Source organism: Cupriavidus sp. (assembly GCF_057315035.1).
In genome coordinates this window covers 12861-32797 of the sequence record NZ_DBHKYV010000053.1, presented here as the reverse complement: position 1 = coordinate 32797, position 19937 = coordinate 12861, and the positions used below count along the sequence as shown (strand labels likewise).

Below are 19937 nucleotides of genomic sequence, written 5' to 3'. Positions count from 1 at the left end.
CATGGGCACCTGGCCTTCCGCCCGGGACTGGATTTTCTCGTTCAAGGCGTTTATCGCCGCAATGCTGGCGCTGTGGATTGCGATGTACCTGGGCTTGCCGCGTCCGTACTGGGCGATGGGGTCGGTCTATATCGTGGCGCATCCGCTCACGGGCGCCACGCGTTCCAAGGCCTTGTACCGCGTGCTCGGTACGCTGATCGGCGCGGCCGCCGGCGTGGCCATGGTGCCGCCGCTGGTCAATTCGCCGCCCCTGCTGATGGGCGCCGTGGCCATCTGGGTCGCGTGCCTGCTGTACGTGGCGTTGATGCATCGCACGCCACGCAGCTATGTCTTCATGCTGGCCGCGTATACCTTGCCGCTGGTCGCGCTGCCATCGGTCGACAACCCCGTCGGCATCTTCGACCTCGCGGTGGCGCGTTCCGAGGAAATCTGCCTGGGCATCCTGTGCGCGTCCGTGGTCGGTGCCGTGGTGATGCCGGCCAGCGTTGCCAACGTGCTGCGCGACAAGTCGCGCCAATGGATGGCGGATGCCACGCTGTGGGCTGGCGACATGCTGTCCGCGAGCCCCGGCGCCAAGGTGTCGCAGCATCAGAGCCGTCATCGTCTGGCCGCCGATATCCTGGCACTCGATCAACTGATCAGCCAACTCAGCTATGACGCCGAAAGCGCGGTGCGTGTGCGCGCCGCACGCGAGCTGCGCGGGCGCATGACCATGCTGCTGCCGGTGCTGTCATCGCTGGCAACGATTGTTGAATCGATGCAGGCCGCCGGTGGCTTGCCGGCACCGCTGGCCGCGCAGATGCAGGCGGTAAAGGCATGGATCCAGCGTGGTGCGTCAGGCGAGAGCCGACCGGAGTTGACCGCCACGCCGCTGGAGCCAGGCTGGAACGCCGCCCTGGTTACCGCCGCCGAAGACCGGCTGCAGCAGATGGTGGCACTGTGGCACGACTGCGTGACGCTATGCGTGCGCCTTGGCGAAAAGCATATCGAGCGTGACTGGGCACCCGAGTTCCTGCGTTGGGAAGTGGGCCGTGCGCGCCACTACGACCACGGCATGCTGCTGTTTTCCACGGCGACCGTCGCCATGGCGATCTACGCCATGGGCATGGTGTGGATCCATACCGGATGGGCAGATGGCGCGGGTGCCGTGGCGCTCGGTGCGATCTCGTGCTGCTTCTTTGCCGCGCTGGACGAGCCGGCACCGATGATCCGATCGTTCTTCAACTGGAACGTGGTCTGCCTGCTGATCTCGCTGGTGATGCTGTTCGCGGTGCTGCCGATTGCGCATGACTTCGAGATGCTGGTACTGATGTTTGCCGTGCCGTACCTGATCATCGGCCTGCTGGTGGCCCAGCCGCGCCTGGCGATGATCGGCATGCCGCTGGCGGTTGTCACGGCCAACGATATCGGCATCCAGGGAGCGTACAGCGCGAACTTCCAGTCGTTTTTCAACAGCAATATCGCGGGTATCGCTGGCATTGCCTTCGCACTGGTCTGGACCCTCGTGGTGCGGCCATTTGGCACGCGTGCGGCCACGCGCCGCCTGGTACGGTCGGGCTGGAGCGATATCGCCGAGAACGCGCTCGGCAAGCATCCGGATTCGCATACCCAGCTGCGCGCCCGCATGCTGGACCGCCTGGCACAACTGGTGCCCCGGCTGGCCGCGAGCGAAAGCGAAGTGTCGACCGATGGCTTCAGCGAGGTGCGTGTGGAACTGACCGCGCTGGCGTTGCAGCGCGAAATGGCGGCGATGCCCGATGACGAGCAACATGCGGTGCGCCGCGTGCTGCGCAGTATTTCCACCTACTACCGCGCGCGCCTCGACGGCACGGCCGACGTACCGCCCGATGCGCTGCTGACCCGCCTCACCAACGCGCAGCAGAAGGTGCGGTCACGCGTGGCGCTGGCCGCGCTGGTCGACATGCAGGTGGCCCTGTTTCCGCCGGCGCTGCCGGCACCCGTTTCCGGAAAAGCATGATGCCCGGTGAAATCAGTATCTATGGCGTGTTCATTCCCAGCCTGCTGGTATGGATGCTCGCTGCCTTCATCATCACCAGTGCTGCACGCGCGGTGTTGACGCGCGTGGGCTTCTACCGGCTGGTGTGGCACCGTTCTCTCTTCAATCTGGCGCTGTACGCAATCGTCCTGGGTGGGGTGGTTGCCATGGTGCCGTGGCTGCAATCATGAAATTCAGACTCTCTTCGCTCGGGCCAGTCGTGCTGACGCTGGCCGTCACCGCCGTTGGCGTGGTCGTGGTCAAGCACCTGTGGGATTACTACACGGTAGCCCCATGGACGCGTGACGGGCATATCCGTGCCGACGTGGTTCAGGTAGCGCCCGATGTTTCGGGGCTGGTCACGCGCATCGCGGTCAAGGACAACCAGCATGTGAAGGCCGGCGACGTGCTGTTCGAAATCGATCACGAACGCTATGCGCTGGCCCTGCGCCAGTCCGAAGCCACCGCCGCTGCAGTGCGTGCCAATCTTGCCCAGGCACGCCGCGAAGCCTCGCGTAGCCAGAAGCTTTCCGACGTGGTGTCGAAGGAAATCATCGAAGAGGGCCTGGCCAAGGTACAGCAGGGCGAAGCCCAACTGGCGCAGGCCGAAGCAGCCATCGGCGTGGCGAAGCTGAACCTTGAGCGCACCAGGGTGGTGAGCCCGGTGGAAGGCTATGTCAACGACCGCCTGCCGCGCCTGGGTGACTATGTGGTGACCGGCAAGCCGGTGCTGTCGATGGTCGATTCGAAGTCGTTCCACGTGGAAGGCTACTTCGAGGAAACCAAGCTGCAGGGCATTCATGTCGGCAGCCCGGTCGATATCCGCATCATGGGCGAAAAGCGCGTGCTGCAAGGCCACGTGCAGAGCATTGCCGCCGGTATCGAGGACCGCGACCGGACCAATGGCTCGAACCTGCTGCCGAACGTGAACCCGACCTTCAACTGGGTGCGGCTGGCCCAACGCGTGCCGGTGCGGATCCAGTTCGACCAGATGCCGGATGACGTGCGGATGGTGGCGGGCCGTACCGCCACGGTGTCGGTCAAGGGCGATGCCAATGCCGCTGCAGAGCCGGGCGAAAAGCCGGCCGACAAGCCTGCCGCGCCGGCGGCGGCTGTCGAGAAGAGTGCCTCGCATGACAAGGTCGCGCTGGCCGGCAAGAGCGCGTCCGCAACCGGAGCCCTGCAGTGAATCGCATTGCCCGTGCCTCGCTGGTGGCCATGTTGCCGCTGGCGCTGGCCGCCTGCATGACCGTCGGCCCTGACCACAAGGTGCCCGACAATGCGGTCGTGAAATCGACCGCCGCCAATGGTCCGTTCGCTGGCACCGACAACGACGCGGTGTCGATTGGCGACGTTCCCAACGACTGGTGGCGCCTCTACGACGACCCGCATATCGATGGACTCGTGCAGCAGGCGCTGGTGGCCAACACCGACCTGCGCGTGGCCGCGGCCAACCTCAAGCGTTCGATTGCCGTGTATCACGAGGTCGAAGCCGAAAATCTTCCCGAGGCAAAGTTCCGCGCCAGCGCCGAGCGCGGCCAGATTGCCGGCGAGCCGTTGCTGCACGAAGAGAAGATCCCGGTGATGAATTTCGGCGACATCGGTTTCGAGGTGTCGTACCTGATCGATTTCTGGGGCAAGCTCAAGCGGGCCGACGAAGCCGCGCTGGCCGCCGCGCAAGCCAGCCATGCCGCGCTGGACCAGGCCCGGGTAGGGGTCGTGGCGGAAACCGTGCGTGCCTATGTGCAAGGCTGCACGGCCACCCATGAACTGCATGTGGCCGCGCATCAGCTCGACCTGCAGGAACGCGGCGTGAAGCTGGCGCAGAAGCTGGTGGATGCGGGCCGCGGCCAGCCGACCGATCTGCTGCGTGCGCAGGCGCAGGCCGATACGCTGCGCTCGGTTTTGCCGAAGTATCGCGCCGAACAGGAAGGCGCGGCCTATCGCCTGGCCGTGATGCTCGGCAAGCCGCCGACCGCGCTCGATGTCGAGAGCGTGGCCTGCGAGCATGTGCCCACGCTGAAGCAGGCGCTGCCGGTTGGCGATGGCACCGCGCTGCTCAAGCGCCGTCCCGACGTGCGCCAGGCCGAGCGTGAGCTGGCCTCGGCCACGGCCAAGATCGGCGTGGCCACGGCGGACCTGTTCCCCCAGATCCGCATTGGCGCATCGGCAGGCTTCACCGGTATCCTCGATCACCTTGGCCAGGCGCCGACCGCGCACTGGGGTTGGGGCCCGGCATTGTCGTGGACCATTCCCACCAGCGGTACGCGTGCGCGCATCCACAACATGGAGTTTGGTGCCGAGGGTGCGTTGGCGCATTTCGATGGCGTGGTGCTGAAGGCATTGCGCGAAACGCAAAGCGCGTTGTCGGCCTATACGCATGAACTGGAGCGCAACCAGTCGCTGCGTTCGGCACGTGACAAGGCGGACGAAGCCGCGCGCCAGAACCGCCAGTTGTGGCAGGCGGGGCGCTCGCCTTACCTGCAGAGCCTGGATGCCGACCGCACGCTGGCCAATACCGATGCCGCACTGGCTGCATCGGACGCGCAGGTCGCAATGGACCAGATCAACCTGTTCCTGGCGCTCGGCGGCGGCTGGCAGAACGCGCCGGCCATTGCCAGCCATCCGGTGGGCAAGAAGGCCGGCGAGCCGGCCGAGACTCAACCGGAAGCGCATTGAGGTAAGCTTGCGCCTCGGCCGCACCTATCCGGTGCGGCCGGCCGCCGTCCACACAGAGGGAATGGCGGCACTGGCGGTACTCCTCGATTCCCAGGAACAACAATACCTATGAAAATGCTCTCGATCTCGAAGACCCTGGCTGCCGCTACCGTGGCACTGGGCGTGGTGGCAGCTGGCAATGCAGTCGCACAGGAACAGACGGTTCGCGTCGGTACGGTCAGCGGCCCCGATGCCGAAGTCTGGCAGGTGGTGCAGAAGGTGGCCAAGAAGAACGGCCTGAACGTGAAGGTCGTGGAGTTCAACGACTACGTGCAGCCTAACGCCGCACTGGATGCCGGCGATCTCGATGCCAACAGCTTCCAGCACCAGCCTTACCTGGACAGCCAGATCAAGCAGCGCGGCTACAAGATGGTCAGCGTGGGCTTCACGTATATCTCGCCGCTGGGCATTTACTCGAAGAACCTGAAGTCGCCGAAGGATCTGCCGCAAGGCGCCAAGGTGGCGGTGCCCAACGACCCGTCGAACGAGAACCGTGCGCTGCTGTTGCTGGCGGCACAAGGTGCGATCAAGCTGAAGCCCGGTGTTGGCACCAATGGCGTGAACGCCACGCCGCTCGATATCGCCGAGAATCCGAAGAAGCTGAAGATCGTCGAACTCGATGCCGCGCAACTGGCCCGGGCCCTGCCGGATGTTGCTGCCGCCGTGATCAACACGAACTATGCACTGGCGGCAGGGCTGCAGCCGACGGGCAACGCCATCGCGCTGGAAGACATTCACAGCCCGTACGCGAACATCATCGTGGTGCGCACGCAGGACAAGGACAAGCCGTGGGTCAAGAAGCTCGTGGCGGCATACCAGTCCGAAGAAGTGCGTCAGTTCATGAAGGCGCAGTTCAAGGGTGCGATGGTGCCGTCGTTCTAAGCAACGACAGCCGGCATTCTTGCTTCATGCGAAACGGCGGCCAATGGTCGCCGTTTTTGCATCTATGCATATTCCAAATGGTTCGTTCGCGTGGCAGTCACGCGGCGCTAAGGTACGGAATCGATTCCCGCCCCGGAGATACATTGTGTCCACACCGCTGAAAGTCGTCGCCGTCAACGGCAGCGCTCATCAACCGTCGCGCACGCTGGTGCTGATCCAGGCGTTGCTGGCCGAACTGGACCAGCGGCTGGTACTCGACACGCAGATCGTCGACCTCAGCGAGATCGCCCGCCCACTTGGCGCCGCACTGACGCGCGACGAACTGTCCGCCGATATCGAGGCGCAGATCGCCGCAATCGAATCGGCCGACCTCGTGATTGCCGCCGCGCCCGTGTATCGCGGTTCGTTCCCGGGACACTTCAAGCATCTGTTCGACCTGGTGGGCATGGACGCACTGGTCGACAAGCCGGTACTGCTGGCAGCTACCGGTGGCAGCGACCGCCATGCGCTGGTGCTCGAGCATCAGTTGCGACCGCTATTCAGCTTCCTGCAGGCGCTGACGCTGCCGATCGGCGTATACGCGTCGACGGCCGATTTCGATGGTTACCAGGTTGGCAACGGTGCACTGGCCGAGCGCATCAAACTGGCGGTGGAGCGTGCGGCGCCACTGTTTACCGCTTCGGCACGGCAGCTAAGGCGCGTGGCCTGAAGCACCGATTGTTTGCTCCCCTCTCCCGCTGCGCGGGAGAGGGGAGCGATACCTCAGCCTTCCAGCACCGGTGGTAGCCGGTCACCGACCCAGTCGCGCACCTTCTCGTACGCGGCTGCCAGGCGCAACACGCTGAGATCGTCGCGCGGACGTCCGATCAGTTGCATGCCCATCGGCAGACCCTCTGCATTGAATCCGACCGGCACGCTGATCACGGGGCAACCCGACAACGTCCACGCCACGACGACTTCCATCCAGCGGTGATAGGTGTCCATCTGGCGCCCGGCAATCGACTTCGGCCAATGCTCGGTAACGTCGAACGGAAATACCTGGGCAGTGGGCACGGCAATGTAGTCGAACTGCGCAAACGTGCGCTGTAGCGCCTGATGCCACGCACTGCGCTGGACACTGGCGGCGTACAGGTCGGTGGCCTTCATGTCGAGCGAACCTTCGATCTCCCAGATGGCCTCGGGCTTCAACTGCGCGCGGGTCGACGGGTTTGTGTAAAGCGCCATGCGCGCATTGCCGGTCAGGAAATGCCGATGCGCAAGCCAGATCTGCCAGATCTTCTCGGGCGGATAGGGGGCGGCGATGCTCTCGACGCTGACCCCGAAATCGGGGAAGAAGCGTAGCGCCTGCTCGCACATCGAAAGGATGCCGTCTTCCATCGGCAGGTAGCCACCCCAGTCGCCCAGCCACGCCACGCGCTTGCCCGACAGGTCTGCATCGAGCACGGCGCCCACGTTCTGCGGTGTCAGAGTCGACAGCACCGGGTCGCTGGGCAACGCCTGCGGGGTGCGGTCATCGGGACCAGCTTGGGTGGACAGCAGCAGCGCCAGGTCTTCCACATTGCGCGCCATCGGCCCTTCGCAGCCCAGTTGCGGCAGAAACAGCTCGGGCGCCGGACCATAGGGCACGCGGCCGGCCGATGGACGAAAGCCGAACACATTGCAGAACGCCGCGGGATTGCGCAGCGAACCACCGAAGTCGCTGCCATCGGCAACCGGCAGCATGCGCAGCGCGAGTGCCGCCGCGGCACCGCCACTGCTGCCGCCTGCGGAACGCGTTGGATCGTAAGGATTACGTGTGGCGCCATACACCGGATTGAACGTATGCGATCCGAGCCCGAACTCGGGCGTGTTGGTCTTGCCGATCAGGATGGCGCCGGCATTGCGCACGCGCTCCACCACCACCGAATCTGTGGCGGGAACGTTGTCCTTGAAGATCGGCGATCCATACGTGGTACGAATGCCGCGCGTCATTGCCAGATCCTTCGGCGCCTGCGGCATGCCATGCATCCAGCCCGCGGACTTGCCGGCCGCCAACGCTTCATCGGCAGCTTGCGCTTCGCGCATCAGCGTTGCTTCGTCCTGCTGCGCCACGATGGCATTGCTGCCCGGATTGACCACGGCAATATGCGCCAGATACGCCGCCATGACTTCGCGGCTCGACAACTGCTTCGCGTGAATGGCCTCGGAAAGCTGCCTTGCAGACAGCATGACGATGGGGTTGGGGCGGTAGGTGGAGGCTGTCATGGTCATTGATGAGGCGTGAATGGTCGATAAGCGCCAACCCTCTCCCCCGGCCCCTCTCCCGCATGCGGGAGAGGGGAGCAAACCATCAGCCGTCGTTGTGCCCATGGTGGTCTCCCCTCTCCCGCGCGCGGGAGAGGGGCGGGGGAGAGGGCCGGCGCCTGAACTGCTACAGGCTCAGCTTCAAAGCCGCTCAGCATGATGCCGGACATGATCGGCCACGAACGTCGTGATGAAGTAATACCCGTGGTCGTAGCCCTCATGCCGGCGCAAAGTCAGCGGTTGGCCAACCTTGGCGCAGGCCGCTTCAAACGCTTCCGGATGCAGTTGCTCGGCCAGGAATTTGTCTGACAGTCCCTGGTCGACCAGGATGCCGGCCGGGAAGGGCGCCGTGGTTTGCTGCGCCATCAGTGCGCTGGCATCGTGTTGGGCCCAGCGCGAACGATCCTCGCCGAGGTAGCCGGTGAACGCCTTCACGCCCCACGGACACTTCGATGGGGTGGCGATTGGCGCGACTGCCGAGACCGAGCGGAAGCGCTGCGGATAGCGCGGCGCCAGTACCAGTGCACCGTGGCCGCCCATCGAATGGCCGAAGATGCCGACGCGTGCCGCGTCGGCGGGCAGCTTGCTGGTGACGAGGTGGAACAGTTCATCAGCCACATAGCTTTCCATGCGCCAGTGCATGCGCCACGGTGCCTCGGTGGCATCGACATAGAAGCCGGCACCTACGCCGAAGTCCCACGCATCGGCCTCGCCGGGCACATTCGCGCCACGCGGACTGGTGTCCGGCGCCACCAGGATCAGGCCGTGTTCCGCGGCGTATTGCTGCGCGCCGGCCTTGATGGCGAACGTTTCCTCGGTGCAGGTCAGGCCGGCCAGGTAGAACAGCGTCGGCAGCGGTTGCGCGTCCGCTTTCAGCGCCTGGGGCGGAAGGTAGACCGAGAACCGCATCGGCAGCCCGATCGCTGCCGACTGGTGCTGGTAGAAGCGCTGGACGCCGCCGTGGCAGCCGTGTTCGGACAGCAGTTCCATATCGCTTCCTTAGTACAGCACCACCGAGCGGATCGACTCGCCGCGCTTCATCAGGTCGAAGCCTTCATTGATGCGGTCGAGCGGCAGCGTATGCGTAATCAGGTCGTCGATATTGAGCTTGCCTTCCATGTACCAGTCGACGATCTTCGGCACATCGGTGCGGCCGCGTGCGCCACCGAATGCCGACCCCTTCCACTCGCGACCCGTAACCAGCTGGAACGGACGCGTGGAAATCTCGGCGCCGGCTTCGGCCACGCCGATGATGATCGACTTGCCCCAACCCTTGTGGCAGCACTCGAGTGCCTGGCGCATGACCTGCGTATTGCCGATGCATTCGAACGAGTAGTCGGCACCGCCATCGGTCAGTTGCACGATATGGTCGACCACGTTCGGGACGTCCTTCGGATTGATGAAATGCGTCATGCCGAACTTGCGCGCCATGGCTTCGCGGCCCGGGTTGAGGTCGACACCAATGATCTTGTCGGCGCCTACCATCTTGGCCGCCTGGATCACGTTCAGGCCGATCCCGCCGAGGCCGAACACCACCACGTTGGCACCGGCCTCGACCTTGGCCGTGAACAGCACCGCGCCCACGCCAGTGGTAACGCCGCAGCCGATATAGCAGACCTTGTCGAACGGTGCGTCCGGACGGATCTTGGCCAGTGCGATTTCCGGCACCACGATGTGGTTGGCGAAGGTGGACGTGCCCATGTAGTGGAAGATCGGCTTGCCGTCGATCGAGAAACGCGAGGTGCCATCGGGCATCAGGCCCTTGCCCTGCGTCGAGCGGATGGCCTGGCACAGGTTGGTCTTGCGCGACAGGCAGAACTTGCACTGGCGGCATTCCGGCGTGTAGAGCGGAATCACGTGGTCGCCCGGCTTCAGCGAGGTCACGCCGGGGCCGACGTCGGTGACGATGCCCGCGCCTTCATGGCCCAGGATGGCCGGGAAGATGCCTTCGGGATCGGCACCGGACAGCGTGTAGTAATCGGTGTGGCAGATGCCCGTTGCCTTGATTTCGACGAGCACTTCACCGGCGCGCGGACCGTCGAGGTCCACTTCTTCCACGGTGAGCGGGGCGCCGGCTTTCCAGGCGATGGCGGCTTTGGTCTTCATGAGGCAACTCCTGTGCGAATAAGGTAGGGCGGCACGCAGGTCCGCCGACAGGCCATGACTATACGGGCATCGGCGTGTCGCGGCCAGACGGCTGCGCGATTATCGGCTGCCCTTGGCGGGGTGGGGCAGCACAGTTGGCGTGGAATCGGTTGCGGTCAGTTGGCCTTCATGACGCTGCCCGAGCCATCGGCCCAGCCATGCCCAGGCCACGGCCAACGCGGCACCGGCCAAAGCCACGGTAGCCGGATGCCCGGACAATGCGTCGATGGCTGTCCTGACCCAGGCGCTGACCGCATCGCCGGCGCGATAGATTGCCGTGTCGATGACGTTCTTGGCCTTGTACTTGGTCTCGGGATCGACCACGGTGAACAGCATCTCGCGGCCGGGCCGCAGCATTGCGTATTCCCCCACGCGCCGCACGATCATGGCTGCGGCCAATACCCCGAAGGTAGGCCACATGGCCAGCAGCAGGAAGCCGCCGGTCACGGCCAACGGCACGGCAGTCAGCAACGCGGTCACGCCATAGCGGCGCGCCACGCGTCCCGAGAAGAAGATCTGCACCAGGATCGTCAACCCCTGCACGGTGGCGTCCAGCGCGCTGAACACCTGGGTCTGCTGCGCGCGCGTGGGGAAGGCGGCGGACACCAGTCGCGCCTGCTCGAAATACAGGAACGTGCTCGAGGTCGCCAGCAGGATCACGAACAGGCTGATGCCAAGCAGGTAGCGCGAACGCATGACCAACGCCAGGCCGGCCCACAGTCCGCCACCGACCGGCTGCGTGGGGTCCGAAGATGCAGTCGATGCCGGCGATGCCGCATCGGGCGTGCCGGCGCCATGCATGCGCCGCCAGCGGAACAGATAACCCACCCCAGGCAGCGTTGCCGCGAGTAGCGCCGCCGACAGCAGCATCAGGCCGGTCAGTCCGATGCGGCCCACCAGCCAGCCACCGAGCACCGGTCCGGTGAGCCCGCCGGCGCTGGCGCCGGCCGCGATCAGCGCGAACAGCCGCCGCGCCTGTTCCGCGCGAAATACGTCGGCCATCAGGCTCCAGGCCACCGATACCACGAACAGGTTGAACACCGACAGCCAGACATAGAACACGCGCGCCAGCCACACGTTGTCGGGCATGGCGCGGGTGGCCAAGGCAAACACCAGCAGGTTGACGATGAAGAACGCGTAGACCCAGGGCACGAAGTGCCGGCGCGGCAGCCACTTGCAGCATGCGCCGTACAGCGGGATGGCTGCCAGCATCACCACAAAGGTTGCCGTGAATAGCCATTGCAGATTCTGCACGCCGCCTGCGATACCCATCGTCTCGCGTACCGGACGCAGCATGAAATAGCTTGCGAACAGGCAGAAGAAAAACATGAACGCGGCCACTACCGCAGACCGTTCTTCAGGCCGCACGCCAAGCAGTTTGCCCGGGCGTGCCGGTTCGGGGGACAGGTCCGGGGTATTCATGCGCGTCGACCAGCGGAGATCAGGCCAGCGCCGCGGCAATGCGCGCGCGTTCGCGCGTGTCGGGCATGCGTCCGAACGCGGCGCCGAGGTTGTCGGCCATGTTCTTCGGCTTCGAGGTGGCCGGAATGGCGGTGGTCACGGCCGGATGGCTGACGATGAACTTGAGGAACAACTGCGCCCACGACTCGCAATCGATCTCGGCGGCCCAGTCGGGTACGGGCTTGCCCTTGACGGCCGAGAACAGCCGGCCATCCTGGAATGGCCGGTTCACCAGCACGGCCACGCCGCGTTCCTGGCACAGTGGCAACAGCGTTTTCTCTGCATTGCGCTCGGCCAGCGAGTAGTTGACTTGCAGGAAGTCGAGCTTCTCGCTGCGCAGTATCTGCGCGAGCTGTTCGTGCGCATCCTCGCGGTAGTGGGTGATGCCGATATGGCGCGTCTTGCCCTGTTCCTTCCATTGCCGCAGCAGCTTCAGGTTGTCGCGCCAGTCGATCAGGTTGTGCACTTGCAGCAAATCCACGCTGTCCGAATGCAGGGCCGCGCGCGATGACGTGAACTGCCCCATGGCATTGGCCGCGCTGGTCGATATCTTGGTGGCCACGAACACCTTGCCGCGGGCATTGGCGGACTGCAGCAGGTCGCCGGTCACGGATTCCGCGCTGCCATAGCTGGGCGCAGTATCGACCACGGCATTCGGTATCCGTTGCAGCAACATGGCCATGACCTCGACGAGCGGCCCGCGCTCGTCGGCACCCTTGCCCACGTTGAACGTGTCGGCCGTGCCCATGCCGATCACGGGCAGTTGCTCGTTGGTGCCGGGAATCTTGCGCCGCAGCGGCGCTTCCACGGTGGCGGCCTGCGCGGTGGCGGCAAGCACCGGCCCAGCCGGCAGCGCGGCCAGCGCCGTGGACATTCCCAGAAAGGTGCGGCGGTCAATGGGCATGACGACATTCCCCCGACAGTCAGGTGCGATGACCTTAGCGCGTGGGCGGGGCGAAGTAAAGGAAGGAACCGGGAAGGAACCCGGGAAGGAACCGGGAAGGATCCGGGAACGGAGCTCGGCGGGCCACCCGTCGCCAGCGCGCGGCACGGGTCGGGCCCGATTGCAAAAATGCGGCGCGCACTGAACAATCGGCGCGAGTTTTTCAAGATTCCCGCAGCGGTCATCCACCCATAAAGGACCCGATCGTGATATCGAGCTTGCCGGGCGTGCTGTTCGACGGCGTGACATACGGCAGTCTGCTGTTCCTGATCAGTATCGGCCTGTCCGTGACGATGGGGCTGATGAACTTCGTCAACCTGGCCCACGGCGCGTTTGCGATGCTGGGCGGCTATGTGGCGGTGGTGTCGATGAACCGGCTCGGGATACCGTTCCTGGCGGCATTGCCGGTGGCATTCCTGGGGGCGTCACTGGTGGGTTGGCTGCTCGAACGCACGCTCTATCGCCGGCTGTATCGCGCGAGCCATCTCGACCAGGTGCTGTTTTCGATCGGCCTGACGTTCATGGCAATGGCCGGCGCCACCTGGCTGTTCGGTCCCGGGCAGCAGCCGGTGGTACTGCCCGACTTCCTGATCGGACAGGTCAAGATCGGCGGCCTCGAACTGGGCGCCTACCGGCTGTTCCTGCTGGCTGTGGTGGTCGTGATCACGCTGGCGCTGGGCTGGCTCGTGGCGCGTACGCGTTTTGGCGCGCAGGTGCGCGCGGCGGTCGACAACCAGCAAGCGGCGCGCGGCCTGGGTATCGACGTGGAGCGCGTGTTCAGCCTGACCTTTGCGCTGGGCTCGGGGCTTGCCGGGCTTGGTGGTGGCCTTGGCATCGATGTGCTGGGGCTCGATCCCGCGTTCCCGCTCAAGTACATGGTGTATTTCCTGCTGGTGGTCGCCGTTGGCGGGGCCGGCAGCATTCGCGGATCGCTGGTGGCCGCGCTGGTGCTGGGCGTGGCCGACGTGGCCGGCAAATACTACGTGCCCCAGGTGGGTGCCTTCGTGATCTACGCGATGATGGTGCTGCTGCTGGTGGCCTTTCCGGCCGGGCTCTACGGGAGGCGCACCACATGACGGACCACATGATGGCCCAGCGCCGGCATCGCTTGCCCGATGGCCGCTGGCATGGGGCCGAGATTGCCTTCTGGCTGGTGCCGCTAGCAGTGTTCTTCGCGCTGCCCGGCTATCTGATCCTTGGTAGCCAGATCCTGATTACCGGCCTGTTCGCACTGTCGCTGGACCTGATCCTGGGCTATGCGGGCATCGTGTCGCTGGGGCACGCCGCGTTCTTCGGCCTGGGCGCCTACACGGCCGGACTGCTGGGCGCGCATGGCTGGGGCGAGCCATTGAGCGGTTTGCTGGCGGCAGCGGCGGTGGCGGCCTGCGCCGGATGGCTATGCAGCTTCCTGGTAGTGCGCGGCGGCGATCTTACGCGCCTGATGGTGACGCTCGGCATCGGCCTGATGCTGTTCGAGGGGGCCAACAAGGCCGCCTTCGTGACCGGCGGTGTCGACGGATTGTCAGGGGTGACCATGAACCGGTTACTGGGCGTGTTCGAGTTCGATCTGTTCGGCAAGACGGCCTACGTATATAGCCTGGTGGTGCTGTTCCTGCTGTTCGTGCTGGTGCGGCGCATCGTGGCATCGCCATTCGGACTGTCGTTGCGCGGCGTTCGCGATGGTGCGCGCCGCATGCCGGCGCTGGGCACCAATGTGCCGGGCCGCCTGCGCGCGGTCTTTACCCTATCGGCCGCGATTGCCGGCGTGGCCGGGGGGCTGCTGGCGCAGACCACGCAGTTCGTTGGCATGGACGTGCTCGGCTTTCCGCGTTCGGCGGAGTTGCTGGTAATGCTGGTACTTGGCGGGACGGGGCGGCTCTATGGCGCATTGATCGGCGCGGCGCTGTTCATGATCGCGCAGGACGTGCTGGCCGGCATCAATCCGGTCTACTGGCAGTTCTGGATCGGTCTGCTGCTGGTGCTGATGGTGCTGTTTGCCAAAGGCGGCGTGATGGGCGCAGTCGCTGCACTGGCATCACGTCGGCGCGCCGCATCGGTAACCGGACAGGGAGCCGACGCATGACGGACACGCTGCGCACCGAAGGCTTGTGCAAGTCATGGGGTGGTTTTGCCGCCAATACCGATGTCTCGCTGACGTTCGCGCCGGGCGCGCGCCATGCGTTGATTGGTCCCAATGGCGCGGGAAAGACCACCTTCATCAACCTGCTGACTGGCGCATTGCCGCCGACATCAGGCCGCATCTGGCTTGGCGAGCGCGAGATCACCGGCCTGCCGCAGCATGCGCGCGTCAGACTCGGCATGACGCGTACCTTCCAGATCAATACCCTGTTTCCAGGGCTTACGGTGCTGGAGTCGGTGATACTGGCCGTGGCCGAGCGTAGCGGCGCATCGCGCATCTGGTCACGCACCGTGGCATCGCAGGCCGAGCTCGTGGAGCAGGCCATGTCGGTGCTTGCGCTCTTGCGGCTGGAACAGGATGCCGATGTCGAGACGCGTCAGTTGCCGTATGGCAAGCAACGCCTGCTGGAAATGGCACTGGCCCTGGCGACGCGACCTTCGATCCTGTTGCTCGACGAGCCGGCCGCGGGCATTCCCGCTGCCGAGAGCGCCGAGCTGTTTGCGGTGATTGCCGCATTGCCGCGCGACATCACGATCCTGTTTATCGAGCACGACATGGACCTGGTATTCCGCTTTGCCGAACGCATCACGGTGCTGGTGGGCGGACGCGTGCTGACCGAGGGCACGCCGGCCGAGATTGCCGCCGATGCGCGCGTGAAGGAGGTCTATCTCGGGGAGGCCGCGCATGACTGACCTGCTACGCATGGAAGGCGTCAGCGCGGGCTACGGGGATGCCATGGTGCTCGACCGTGTCGACCTGACGCTGGCGCCCGGTGACAGCCTGGCGTTGCTGGGGCGCAATGGCGTGGGCAAGACCACCTTGCTGGCCACCTTGATGGGCTTCACGCGCGTGCGCGAGGGGCAGCTTCATTGGCAGGGGCGCGACCTGGCAAGAACGCCGCCGCACCGGCGTGCGCAAGGCGGCATCGGGTGGGTACCGCAGGAACGCTGGGTGTTTGCGTCGCTGACCGTAGAGGAACACCTCAGTGCCGTAGCGCGGCCGGGACCCTGGACCGTGCCGGGGATCTATCGGATATTTCCGAGGCTCGAAGAACGGCGGCGCAATCTTGGCAACCAGCTGTCGGGTGGTGAGCAGCAGATGCTGGCGATCGCCCGGGCGCTGATGGTCAATCCGTCGCTGCTGTTGCTCGACGAGCCGATGGAAGGGTTGGCGCCGATTATCGTGCAGGAGTTGCAACGGGTGATTGCCGGCTTGATTGCCGAGAGCGGCATGGCGGTGATCGTGGTGGAGCAGCACGCGCGGCTGGCGCTGGCCATGACACGGCAGGCAATGGTGCTGGACCGCGGGCGGGTGGTGCATCGCTCCGGAAGCGCCGCGCTGCTGGCTGACCAGGCACTGCTCGACCAACTGGTGACGGTGCGTCGGGGCGCGGGTGTGCGATAGGTTCAAGTCGTCACGCAGCTCTGGGAAGTTTCCGAGTTTTTTCAGATTCGTCTCATATCCATGGCGTGGCACGCACGCCAGAATGGGTCGGTCGTTACGTTGTGACGCGCGGCCGAGTGGCCCGCTGCCACGTCGTTTCCCGTATCCCGTTTATCGCTGACCGGCTGACCGGCTGACCGGCTGACGAAAGGAGTCTTGCCATGGATCCGAATCTGAATGATGGCTGCAACCTGTCCATCCGCACCTCGACCCATACCTCGAACCGTACCTCGAACCCCTGTGCGAAGAGGCGGGCGCTGCTGCAGCTTGAAAAGGTAAGCGGCGGCATGGCCGTGCTGACCGTTGCGGTGGCGCATGCCTCTGCCCCGGAATTCTCGAATGAAGGCGCCGCATTGATCCTGCGCTTGCTGCGCCAGGAATCGGCGCGTGCGCTGGCCGTGCTGGTTCCCGATCCGCCAACTCCAGATACTGGCGCACAGCCCTGACGAGCCCTTGTCCTGAGCCCCTTGCCATTCCACTCTCACCTTACCGATGCCAGATATGGATGTCCGTACGATTTGCCCCGACGACCTGGAACTGGTCTGTCGCCATCGCGAGGCCATGTTCCAGGAGGCCGGCTTTGCCGCCGATACCTTGCGCACCATGACGCTGCACTTCCGCGACTGGCTTCGGCCGCGTCTGCTCGACGGCAGCTATTTCGGCTTCCTGCTCATGAACGGGCGCAGGCCGGTGGCAGGCATCGGCCTGATGCTGATCGACTGGCCACCGCATCCGGCGCATCCGGAGCAGAGCAGGCGTGGCTATGTGCTGAACGTCTACGTCGAGCCGCTGCATCGCAAGCGCGGGCTGGCCAGGCAACTGATGGCGATGGCCGAAGCCGAGTTCGCGCAGCGTGGCGTGGCATTCGCGGTGCTGCATGCCACCGAGGCGGGCAGGCCCTTGTACCAGCGGCAGGGCTGGCGGCAGACCTCGGAAATGTCGAAGGCGATCGTCCTTTCGACCAGCCCTTCGAACAGCCGCTCGAACGGTCCCTCGACTAGGGCTTGAGGCTGCTGTAGTAGGCAGCCAGATTGGCAATGTCGGCCTCGGTCAGCGGCTTGGCCATCATGTTCATCATCTCGTCCTTGCGCGCGCCGGTCTTGTAGTCCTTGAGCGCCTTGGCCAGGTATTGCTCGACCTGGCCGCCTAAATTGGGCGCTTCGGGTAGCTTCGACTTGCCGTCCAGCCCATGGCAGGCCTGGCACTGCACGGCCTTGGCGCGCCCCGCCTGCGCATCGGCCGCCAGTGTCGGGGCAGTCGCGCAGGCGGCCAGCAGCATCGCTGCAGATTGCACCAGTCTCATTTGGCGCCCGTGTACGAGATGCGATAGATCGCGCCCGCGTAGTCGTCGGAAACCAGCAGCGAGCCGTCCTGCAATTGCTGGACGTCGACCGGGCGGCCCATGTACTCGCCATTCGGCGTGAGCCAGCCTTCGGCAAAGATCTCGGTCTCACCCGCCGAACCGTCCGGCTTGACGGCCGTATAGACGATCCGCGCACCAATCGGCTTGGTGCGGTTCCACGATCCATGCTCGGCGGCAAATACGCCGCCCTGGTACTTGGCCGGGAACATCTTGCCGGTGTAGAACGACATGCCCAGGTCGGCCGCATGGGCTGCGTATTCGACTACCGGGAAGACCACGTCGTTGGGCGGTTGCGCATCCTTGTACTCGACTGTGCGTACCTTGCCGCCGCCGTACCACGGGAACCCGAAGTTCTGCCCGCCCTTGGTGGCGCGGTTCAGTTCGCCCGGCGGCTGGTCGTCGTCCATGCCGTCCACCTGGTTGTCGGTGAACCACAGGGTCTTGTCAGCCGGATTGAAGTCCAGGCCTACCGAATTGCGTACGCCGTGCGCGTAGACCTCGCGGTTCTTGCCGTCCTGGTCGAGCCGGATGATGCCGGCCAGGCCGTTCTTGTCCAGCGCGGCCAGCTTGTCCTTGGGCGGGACATTCCATGGCTGGCCAAGCGCTACGTAGAGTTTCTTGTCCGGGCCGATGCGGCAAGCGCGGGCGCCGTGGTTGAAGCTCTCGAACTCAAGCGGGATCAGCTTGCCTTGCGGCACTACCACAGCGGCTGCCACATCGGGACCGCCTTCGCCGAAGAACTGCGCGGCGGGGAAGGCCAGCACGCGGTTCTGCTCGGCCACATAGAGAATGCCGTCCGGCGAGAAGCAGACGCCGTTGGGAACCTTGAACGTGATGGCGCTGGCAAACTGCACCACGTCGTCAGCCACGCGGCGCTTGGTGCGGTCGGTGACCTGCCACACGCGATTCTTGCGCGTACCGACAAAGACCACGCCGGTGGACGGCTCGATGGCCATATGGCGCGCCTCGGGTACCACGGCGTAGAGTTCGATCTTGAAACCCTGTGGCAGCTTGATGGCCTTGAGGTTCTCGCGTAGCGCGTCGGCCTTCTGCCCGGTCTGCGGCACGGTTTCGGCGGGTGCTGCGCCGGTCTGCTTGAAACCCTGAAGTTTCTGCAGGTTGTCGGTGGGGGCTGCGAGCGCGGGCGCGGCGGCCGCGAGCAACGCCGCAGCCACGGCGATGGCTGTGCTCTTCATCGGGATGTCTCCGGAGTTCTGGTCGTGCGGCGGCCCATACAGCACCGCCAGACAAGGTTAGGTCAGCATTACCTGCAAGGGAAATGCACAATCCTGACAACCCGATGAAAGATTTCGAATTCTGCCGCGCGCGTTCTTTCAGTCCAGCCTTGCTGCCGGCTACTTGCCGGAGTCCTTCACGTTTTCGAATTTGTCGAACTCGACGTTGTAGAGCTCGCCGTTGACCTTCTCGACCTTGCGGATATAGACGGTCTGGATCACATCGCGCGTGGCCGGGTCGATCGTGATGGTGCCGCGCGGGCTGGTCAGCTTCATGCCCTTGAGCGCCGCCAGGAATTTGTCGCCATCGGTCGCGCCATTGGTTTTCTTCAGCGCTTCGTAAATGGCGCCCATGCCGTCATAAGCAGCCACCGCCATGAAGTTGGGGCGGCCCGCGCCAGGGTTGGCGTCGGCGAACGCTTTCAGGAAAGCCTTGTTTTCCTTCGAATCGTGCGCGGCCGAGTAATGGAACGACGTGATGACGCCTAGCGTGGCGTCACCCATGGCGGGTAGCACATGGTCGTCGGTCAGGTCGCCGGTGGCAATCACGCGAATGCCCGCCTCGGCCAGGCCCCGCTCGCGGAAGCCCTTCATGAAGGCCACGCCTTGCTCGCCGGCTGGCAGGAACAGGAACACGGCCTCGGGCCGGGCGTCCTTGATACGCTGGATAAACGGCGCAAACTCGGGGTTGCGCAGCGGTACGCGGATCGATTCGACGATCTGGCCGCCACCGCCCAGGAAATTGGTCTTGAAGGCGGTTTCGGCATCGAGCCCCGGCGCGTAGTCCGCCACCAGCGTTACCACCTTCTTTATATTGTTGCGCACCGCCCAGGTGGCCATTGGCGCGGAAATCTGGGGCAGCGTCATCGATACCCGCGCAATGTAGTTCGACTTGGTGGTGATTACCGACGACGCGGCGTTGAAGATCACCATGGGCTTCTTCGCCTGCTCGGCGATCGGCGCCACGGCCAGTGCCTCGGGAGTCAGGCCGAACCCGGCCAGCAGATCCACCTTGTCGCGCACCACCAGTTCCTGCGCCAGCCGCTTGGCCACCTCGGGTACCGGACCGGTGGTGTCCTTGACGATGATCTGGATCTTGCGGCCCGCCACGGTGTCGCCATGCAGCTTCTGCCACGCCTTGATGCCGCCTTCCATCTGCTTGCCATAGTCGGCAAAGCTGCCCGAGAACGGTGCAATCAGCCCGATCTTTACCGGGTCGGCGGCATGGGACTGCGGGGCATGGGTGAAGACAGCGAGGGCGCCGCACGCCATCATGGCGCGCCGCAACGGACTGAACGTCATGGATGTCTCCCGGAAGTGCAGCATCG

The 19937-nt window shown here is 64.9% G+C and carries 20 protein-coding genes; 12 read left to right on the top strand and 8 right to left on the bottom strand.

The window, feature by feature from the left end; translation table 11 throughout:
• Nucleotide 1: 1 nt before the first annotated feature.
• The 6 genes from ACO550_RS35875 to msuE all read left to right on the top strand — a co-directional run bounded on the left by ACO550_RS35875 (nt 2) and on the right by msuE (nt 6305).
• The gene (locus ACO550_RS35875; protein ID WP_315597127.1) at nt 2-1978 is read left to right on the top strand and encodes an FUSC family protein; all 1977 of its coding nucleotides are present in this window, start codon (nt 2-4) and stop codon (nt 1976-1978) included.
• Nucleotides 1978-2187 (top strand): DUF1656 domain-containing protein, encoded by a 210-nt coding sequence (locus tag ACO550_RS35870; RefSeq protein WP_315597147.1) that lies wholly within the window; start codon nt 1978-1980, stop codon nt 2185-2187. The genes ACO550_RS35875 and ACO550_RS35870 overlap by 1 nt, the downstream gene beginning before the upstream one ends.
• The gene (locus tag ACO550_RS35865; protein ID WP_315597126.1) at nt 2184-3185 is read left to right on the top strand and encodes an efflux RND transporter periplasmic adaptor subunit; all 1002 of its coding nucleotides are present in this window, start codon (nt 2184-2186) and stop codon (nt 3183-3185) included. Before ACO550_RS35870 ends, ACO550_RS35865 begins: the two co-directional genes overlap by 4 nt.
• Nucleotides 3182-4675: an efflux transporter outer membrane subunit gene (locus ACO550_RS35860; protein ID WP_315597125.1), complete on the top strand. Its 1494-nt coding sequence runs from the start codon at nt 3182-3184 to the stop codon at nt 4673-4675. The genes ACO550_RS35865 and ACO550_RS35860 overlap by 4 nt, the downstream gene beginning before the upstream one ends.
• Before the next feature lie 108 nt (nt 4676-4783).
• Nucleotides 4784-5596, top strand: a complete 813-nt coding sequence (locus tag ACO550_RS35855) for a MetQ/NlpA family ABC transporter substrate-binding protein (RefSeq protein WP_315597124.1) — start codon at nt 4784-4786, stop codon at nt 5594-5596.
• A 145-nt stretch (nt 5597-5741) separates the two neighbouring features.
• Complete coding sequence (msuE, locus tag ACO550_RS35850) at nt 5742-6305, top strand: FMN reductase (RefSeq protein WP_315597123.1); 564 nt, start codon at nt 5742-5744, stop codon at nt 6303-6305.
• Nucleotides 6306-6358: 53 nt separating this feature from the next.
• Here the strand turns inward: msuE and ACO550_RS35845 are convergent, their stop codons facing one another.
• From ACO550_RS35845 to ACO550_RS35825, 5 genes are all read right to left on the bottom strand, one after another.
• Nucleotides 6359-7840, bottom strand: coding sequence for an amidase (locus tag ACO550_RS35845; protein ID WP_315597122.1), 1482 nt, complete (start codon nt 7838-7840; stop codon nt 6359-6361).
• A 180-nt stretch (nt 7841-8020) separates the two neighbouring features.
• Nucleotides 8021-8869 carry an S-formylglutathione hydrolase gene (gene fghA / locus ACO550_RS35840; protein ID WP_485995117.1) on the bottom strand — a complete coding sequence of 283 codons (849 nt, stop codon included), beginning with the start codon at nt 8867-8869 and terminating at the stop codon, nt 8021-8023.
• A gap of 9 nt (nt 8870-8878) precedes the next feature.
• The gene (locus tag ACO550_RS35835; protein WP_238265859.1) at nt 8879-9985 is read right to left on the bottom strand and encodes an S-(hydroxymethyl)glutathione dehydrogenase/class III alcohol dehydrogenase; all 1107 of its coding nucleotides are present in this window, start codon (nt 9983-9985) and stop codon (nt 8879-8881) included.
• Between the two features lie 99 nt (nt 9986-10084).
• Complete coding sequence (locus ACO550_RS35830; protein WP_315597120.1) at nt 10085-11446, bottom strand: NTP/NDP exchange transporter; 1362 nt, start codon at nt 11444-11446, stop codon at nt 10085-10087.
• Between the two features lie 19 nt (nt 11447-11465).
• A complete protein-coding gene (locus ACO550_RS35825) occupies nt 11466-12389 on the bottom strand; it encodes an aldo/keto reductase (RefSeq protein WP_315597119.1) in 924 nt (307 codons plus the stop codon).
• A 248-nt stretch (nt 12390-12637) separates the two neighbouring features.
• Here ACO550_RS35825 and ACO550_RS35820 point away from each other — a divergent pair, with 248 nt between their 5' ends.
• From ACO550_RS35820 to ACO550_RS35795, 6 genes are all read left to right on the top strand, one after another.
• The gene (locus tag ACO550_RS35820) at nt 12638-13504 is read left to right on the top strand and encodes a branched-chain amino acid ABC transporter permease (protein WP_485995118.1); all 867 of its coding nucleotides are present in this window, start codon (nt 12638-12640) and stop codon (nt 13502-13504) included.
• A gap of 11 nt (nt 13505-13515) precedes the next feature.
• On the top strand, nt 13516-14511 hold the full coding sequence (locus ACO550_RS35815) for a branched-chain amino acid ABC transporter permease (RefSeq protein ID WP_315597146.1): 996 nt from the start codon (nt 13516-13518) through the stop codon (nt 14509-14511).
• Nucleotides 14508-15260 carry an ATP-binding cassette domain-containing protein gene (locus ACO550_RS35810; RefSeq protein ID WP_315597117.1) on the top strand — a complete coding sequence of 251 codons (753 nt, stop codon included), beginning with the start codon at nt 14508-14510 and terminating at the stop codon, nt 15258-15260. The genes ACO550_RS35815 and ACO550_RS35810 overlap by 4 nt, the downstream gene beginning before the upstream one ends.
• Nucleotides 15253-15972: an ATP-binding cassette domain-containing protein gene (locus ACO550_RS35805; RefSeq protein ID WP_315597116.1), complete on the top strand. Its 720-nt coding sequence runs from the start codon at nt 15253-15255 to the stop codon at nt 15970-15972. Before ACO550_RS35810 ends, ACO550_RS35805 begins: the two co-directional genes overlap by 8 nt.
• Nucleotides 15973-16172: 200 nt before the next feature.
• Nucleotides 16173-16457 (top strand): hypothetical protein, encoded by a 285-nt coding sequence (locus ACO550_RS35800; protein ID WP_315597115.1) that lies wholly within the window; start codon nt 16173-16175, stop codon nt 16455-16457.
• Between the two features lie 55 nt (nt 16458-16512).
• On the top strand, nt 16513-17019 hold the full coding sequence (locus ACO550_RS35795) for a GNAT family N-acetyltransferase (RefSeq protein ID WP_315597114.1): 507 nt from the start codon (nt 16513-16515) through the stop codon (nt 17017-17019).
• Here the strand turns inward: ACO550_RS35795 and ACO550_RS35790 are convergent.
• The 3 genes from ACO550_RS35790 to ACO550_RS35780 form a co-directional block, all read right to left on the bottom strand.
• Nucleotides 17009-17314: a c-type cytochrome gene (locus ACO550_RS35790; RefSeq protein ID WP_315597113.1), complete on the bottom strand. Its 306-nt coding sequence runs from the start codon at nt 17312-17314 to the stop codon at nt 17009-17011. The genes ACO550_RS35795 and ACO550_RS35790 overlap by 11 nt on opposite strands.
• On the bottom strand, nt 17311-18570 hold the full coding sequence (locus ACO550_RS35785) for a PQQ-dependent sugar dehydrogenase (protein WP_315597112.1): 1260 nt from the start codon (nt 18568-18570) through the stop codon (nt 17311-17313). Before ACO550_RS35785 ends, ACO550_RS35790 begins: the two co-directional genes overlap by 4 nt.
• Before the next feature lie 159 nt (nt 18571-18729).
• Nucleotides 18730-19911 carry an ABC transporter substrate-binding protein gene (locus tag ACO550_RS35780; protein ID WP_315597111.1) on the bottom strand — a complete coding sequence of 394 codons (1182 nt, stop codon included), beginning with the start codon at nt 19909-19911 and terminating at the stop codon, nt 18730-18732.
• Between the last annotated feature and the right edge of the window lie 26 nt (nt 19912-19937).

Bases quoted from the DNA above. Each gene is read 5' to 3' on its own strand.
- ACO550_RS35855 (WP_315597124.1), top strand. From the start codon at position 4,784: ATGAAAATGCTCTCGATCTCGAAGACCCTGGCTGCCGCTACCGTGGCA.
- ACO550_RS35865 (WP_315597126.1), top strand. From the start codon at position 2,184: ATGAAATTCAGACTCTCTTCGCTCGGGCCAGTCGTGCTGACGCTGGCC.
- ACO550_RS35870 (WP_315597147.1), top strand. From the start codon at position 1,978: ATGCCCGGTGAAATCAGTATCTATGGCGTGTTCATTCCCAGCCTGCTG.
- ACO550_RS35830 (WP_315597120.1), bottom strand. From the start codon at position 11,446: ATGAATACCCCGGACCTGTCCCCCGAACCGGCACGCCCGGGCAAACTG.
- ACO550_RS35795 (WP_315597114.1), top strand. From the start codon at position 16,513: ATGGATGTCCGTACGATTTGCCCCGACGACCTGGAACTGGTCTGTCGC.
- ACO550_RS35785 (WP_315597112.1), bottom strand. From the start codon at position 18,570: ATGAAGAGCACAGCCATCGCCGTGGCTGCGGCGTTGCTCGCGGCCGCC.
- ACO550_RS35780 (WP_315597111.1), bottom strand. From the start codon at position 19,911: ATGACGTTCAGTCCGTTGCGGCGCGCCATGATGGCGTGCGGCGCCCTC.
- ACO550_RS35875 (WP_315597127.1), top strand. From the start codon at position 2: ATGGGCACCTGGCCTTCCGCCCGGGACTGGATTTTCTCGTTCAAGGCG.
- ACO550_RS35800 (WP_315597115.1), top strand. From the start codon at position 16,173: ATGGATCCGAATCTGAATGATGGCTGCAACCTGTCCATCCGCACCTCG.
- ACO550_RS35835 (WP_238265859.1), bottom strand. From the start codon at position 9,985: ATGAAGACCAAAGCCGCCATCGCCTGGAAAGCCGGCGCCCCGCTCACC.
- ACO550_RS35790 (WP_315597113.1), bottom strand. From the start codon at position 17,314: ATGAGACTGGTGCAATCTGCAGCGATGCTGCTGGCCGCCTGCGCGACT.
- fghA (WP_485995117.1), bottom strand. From the start codon at position 8,869: ATGGAACTGCTGTCCGAACACGGCTGCCACGGCGGCGTCCAGCGCTTC.
- ACO550_RS35815 (WP_315597146.1), top strand. From the start codon at position 13,516: ATGGCCCAGCGCCGGCATCGCTTGCCCGATGGCCGCTGGCATGGGGCC.
- ACO550_RS35825 (WP_315597119.1), bottom strand. From the start codon at position 12,389: ATGCCCATTGACCGCCGCACCTTTCTGGGAATGTCCACGGCGCTGGCC.
- ACO550_RS35845 (WP_315597122.1), bottom strand. From the start codon at position 7,840: ATGACAGCCTCCACCTACCGCCCCAACCCCATCGTCATGCTGTCTGCA.
- ACO550_RS35805 (WP_315597116.1), top strand. From the start codon at position 15,253: ATGACTGACCTGCTACGCATGGAAGGCGTCAGCGCGGGCTACGGGGAT.
- ACO550_RS35810 (WP_315597117.1), top strand. From the start codon at position 14,508: ATGACGGACACGCTGCGCACCGAAGGCTTGTGCAAGTCATGGGGTGGT.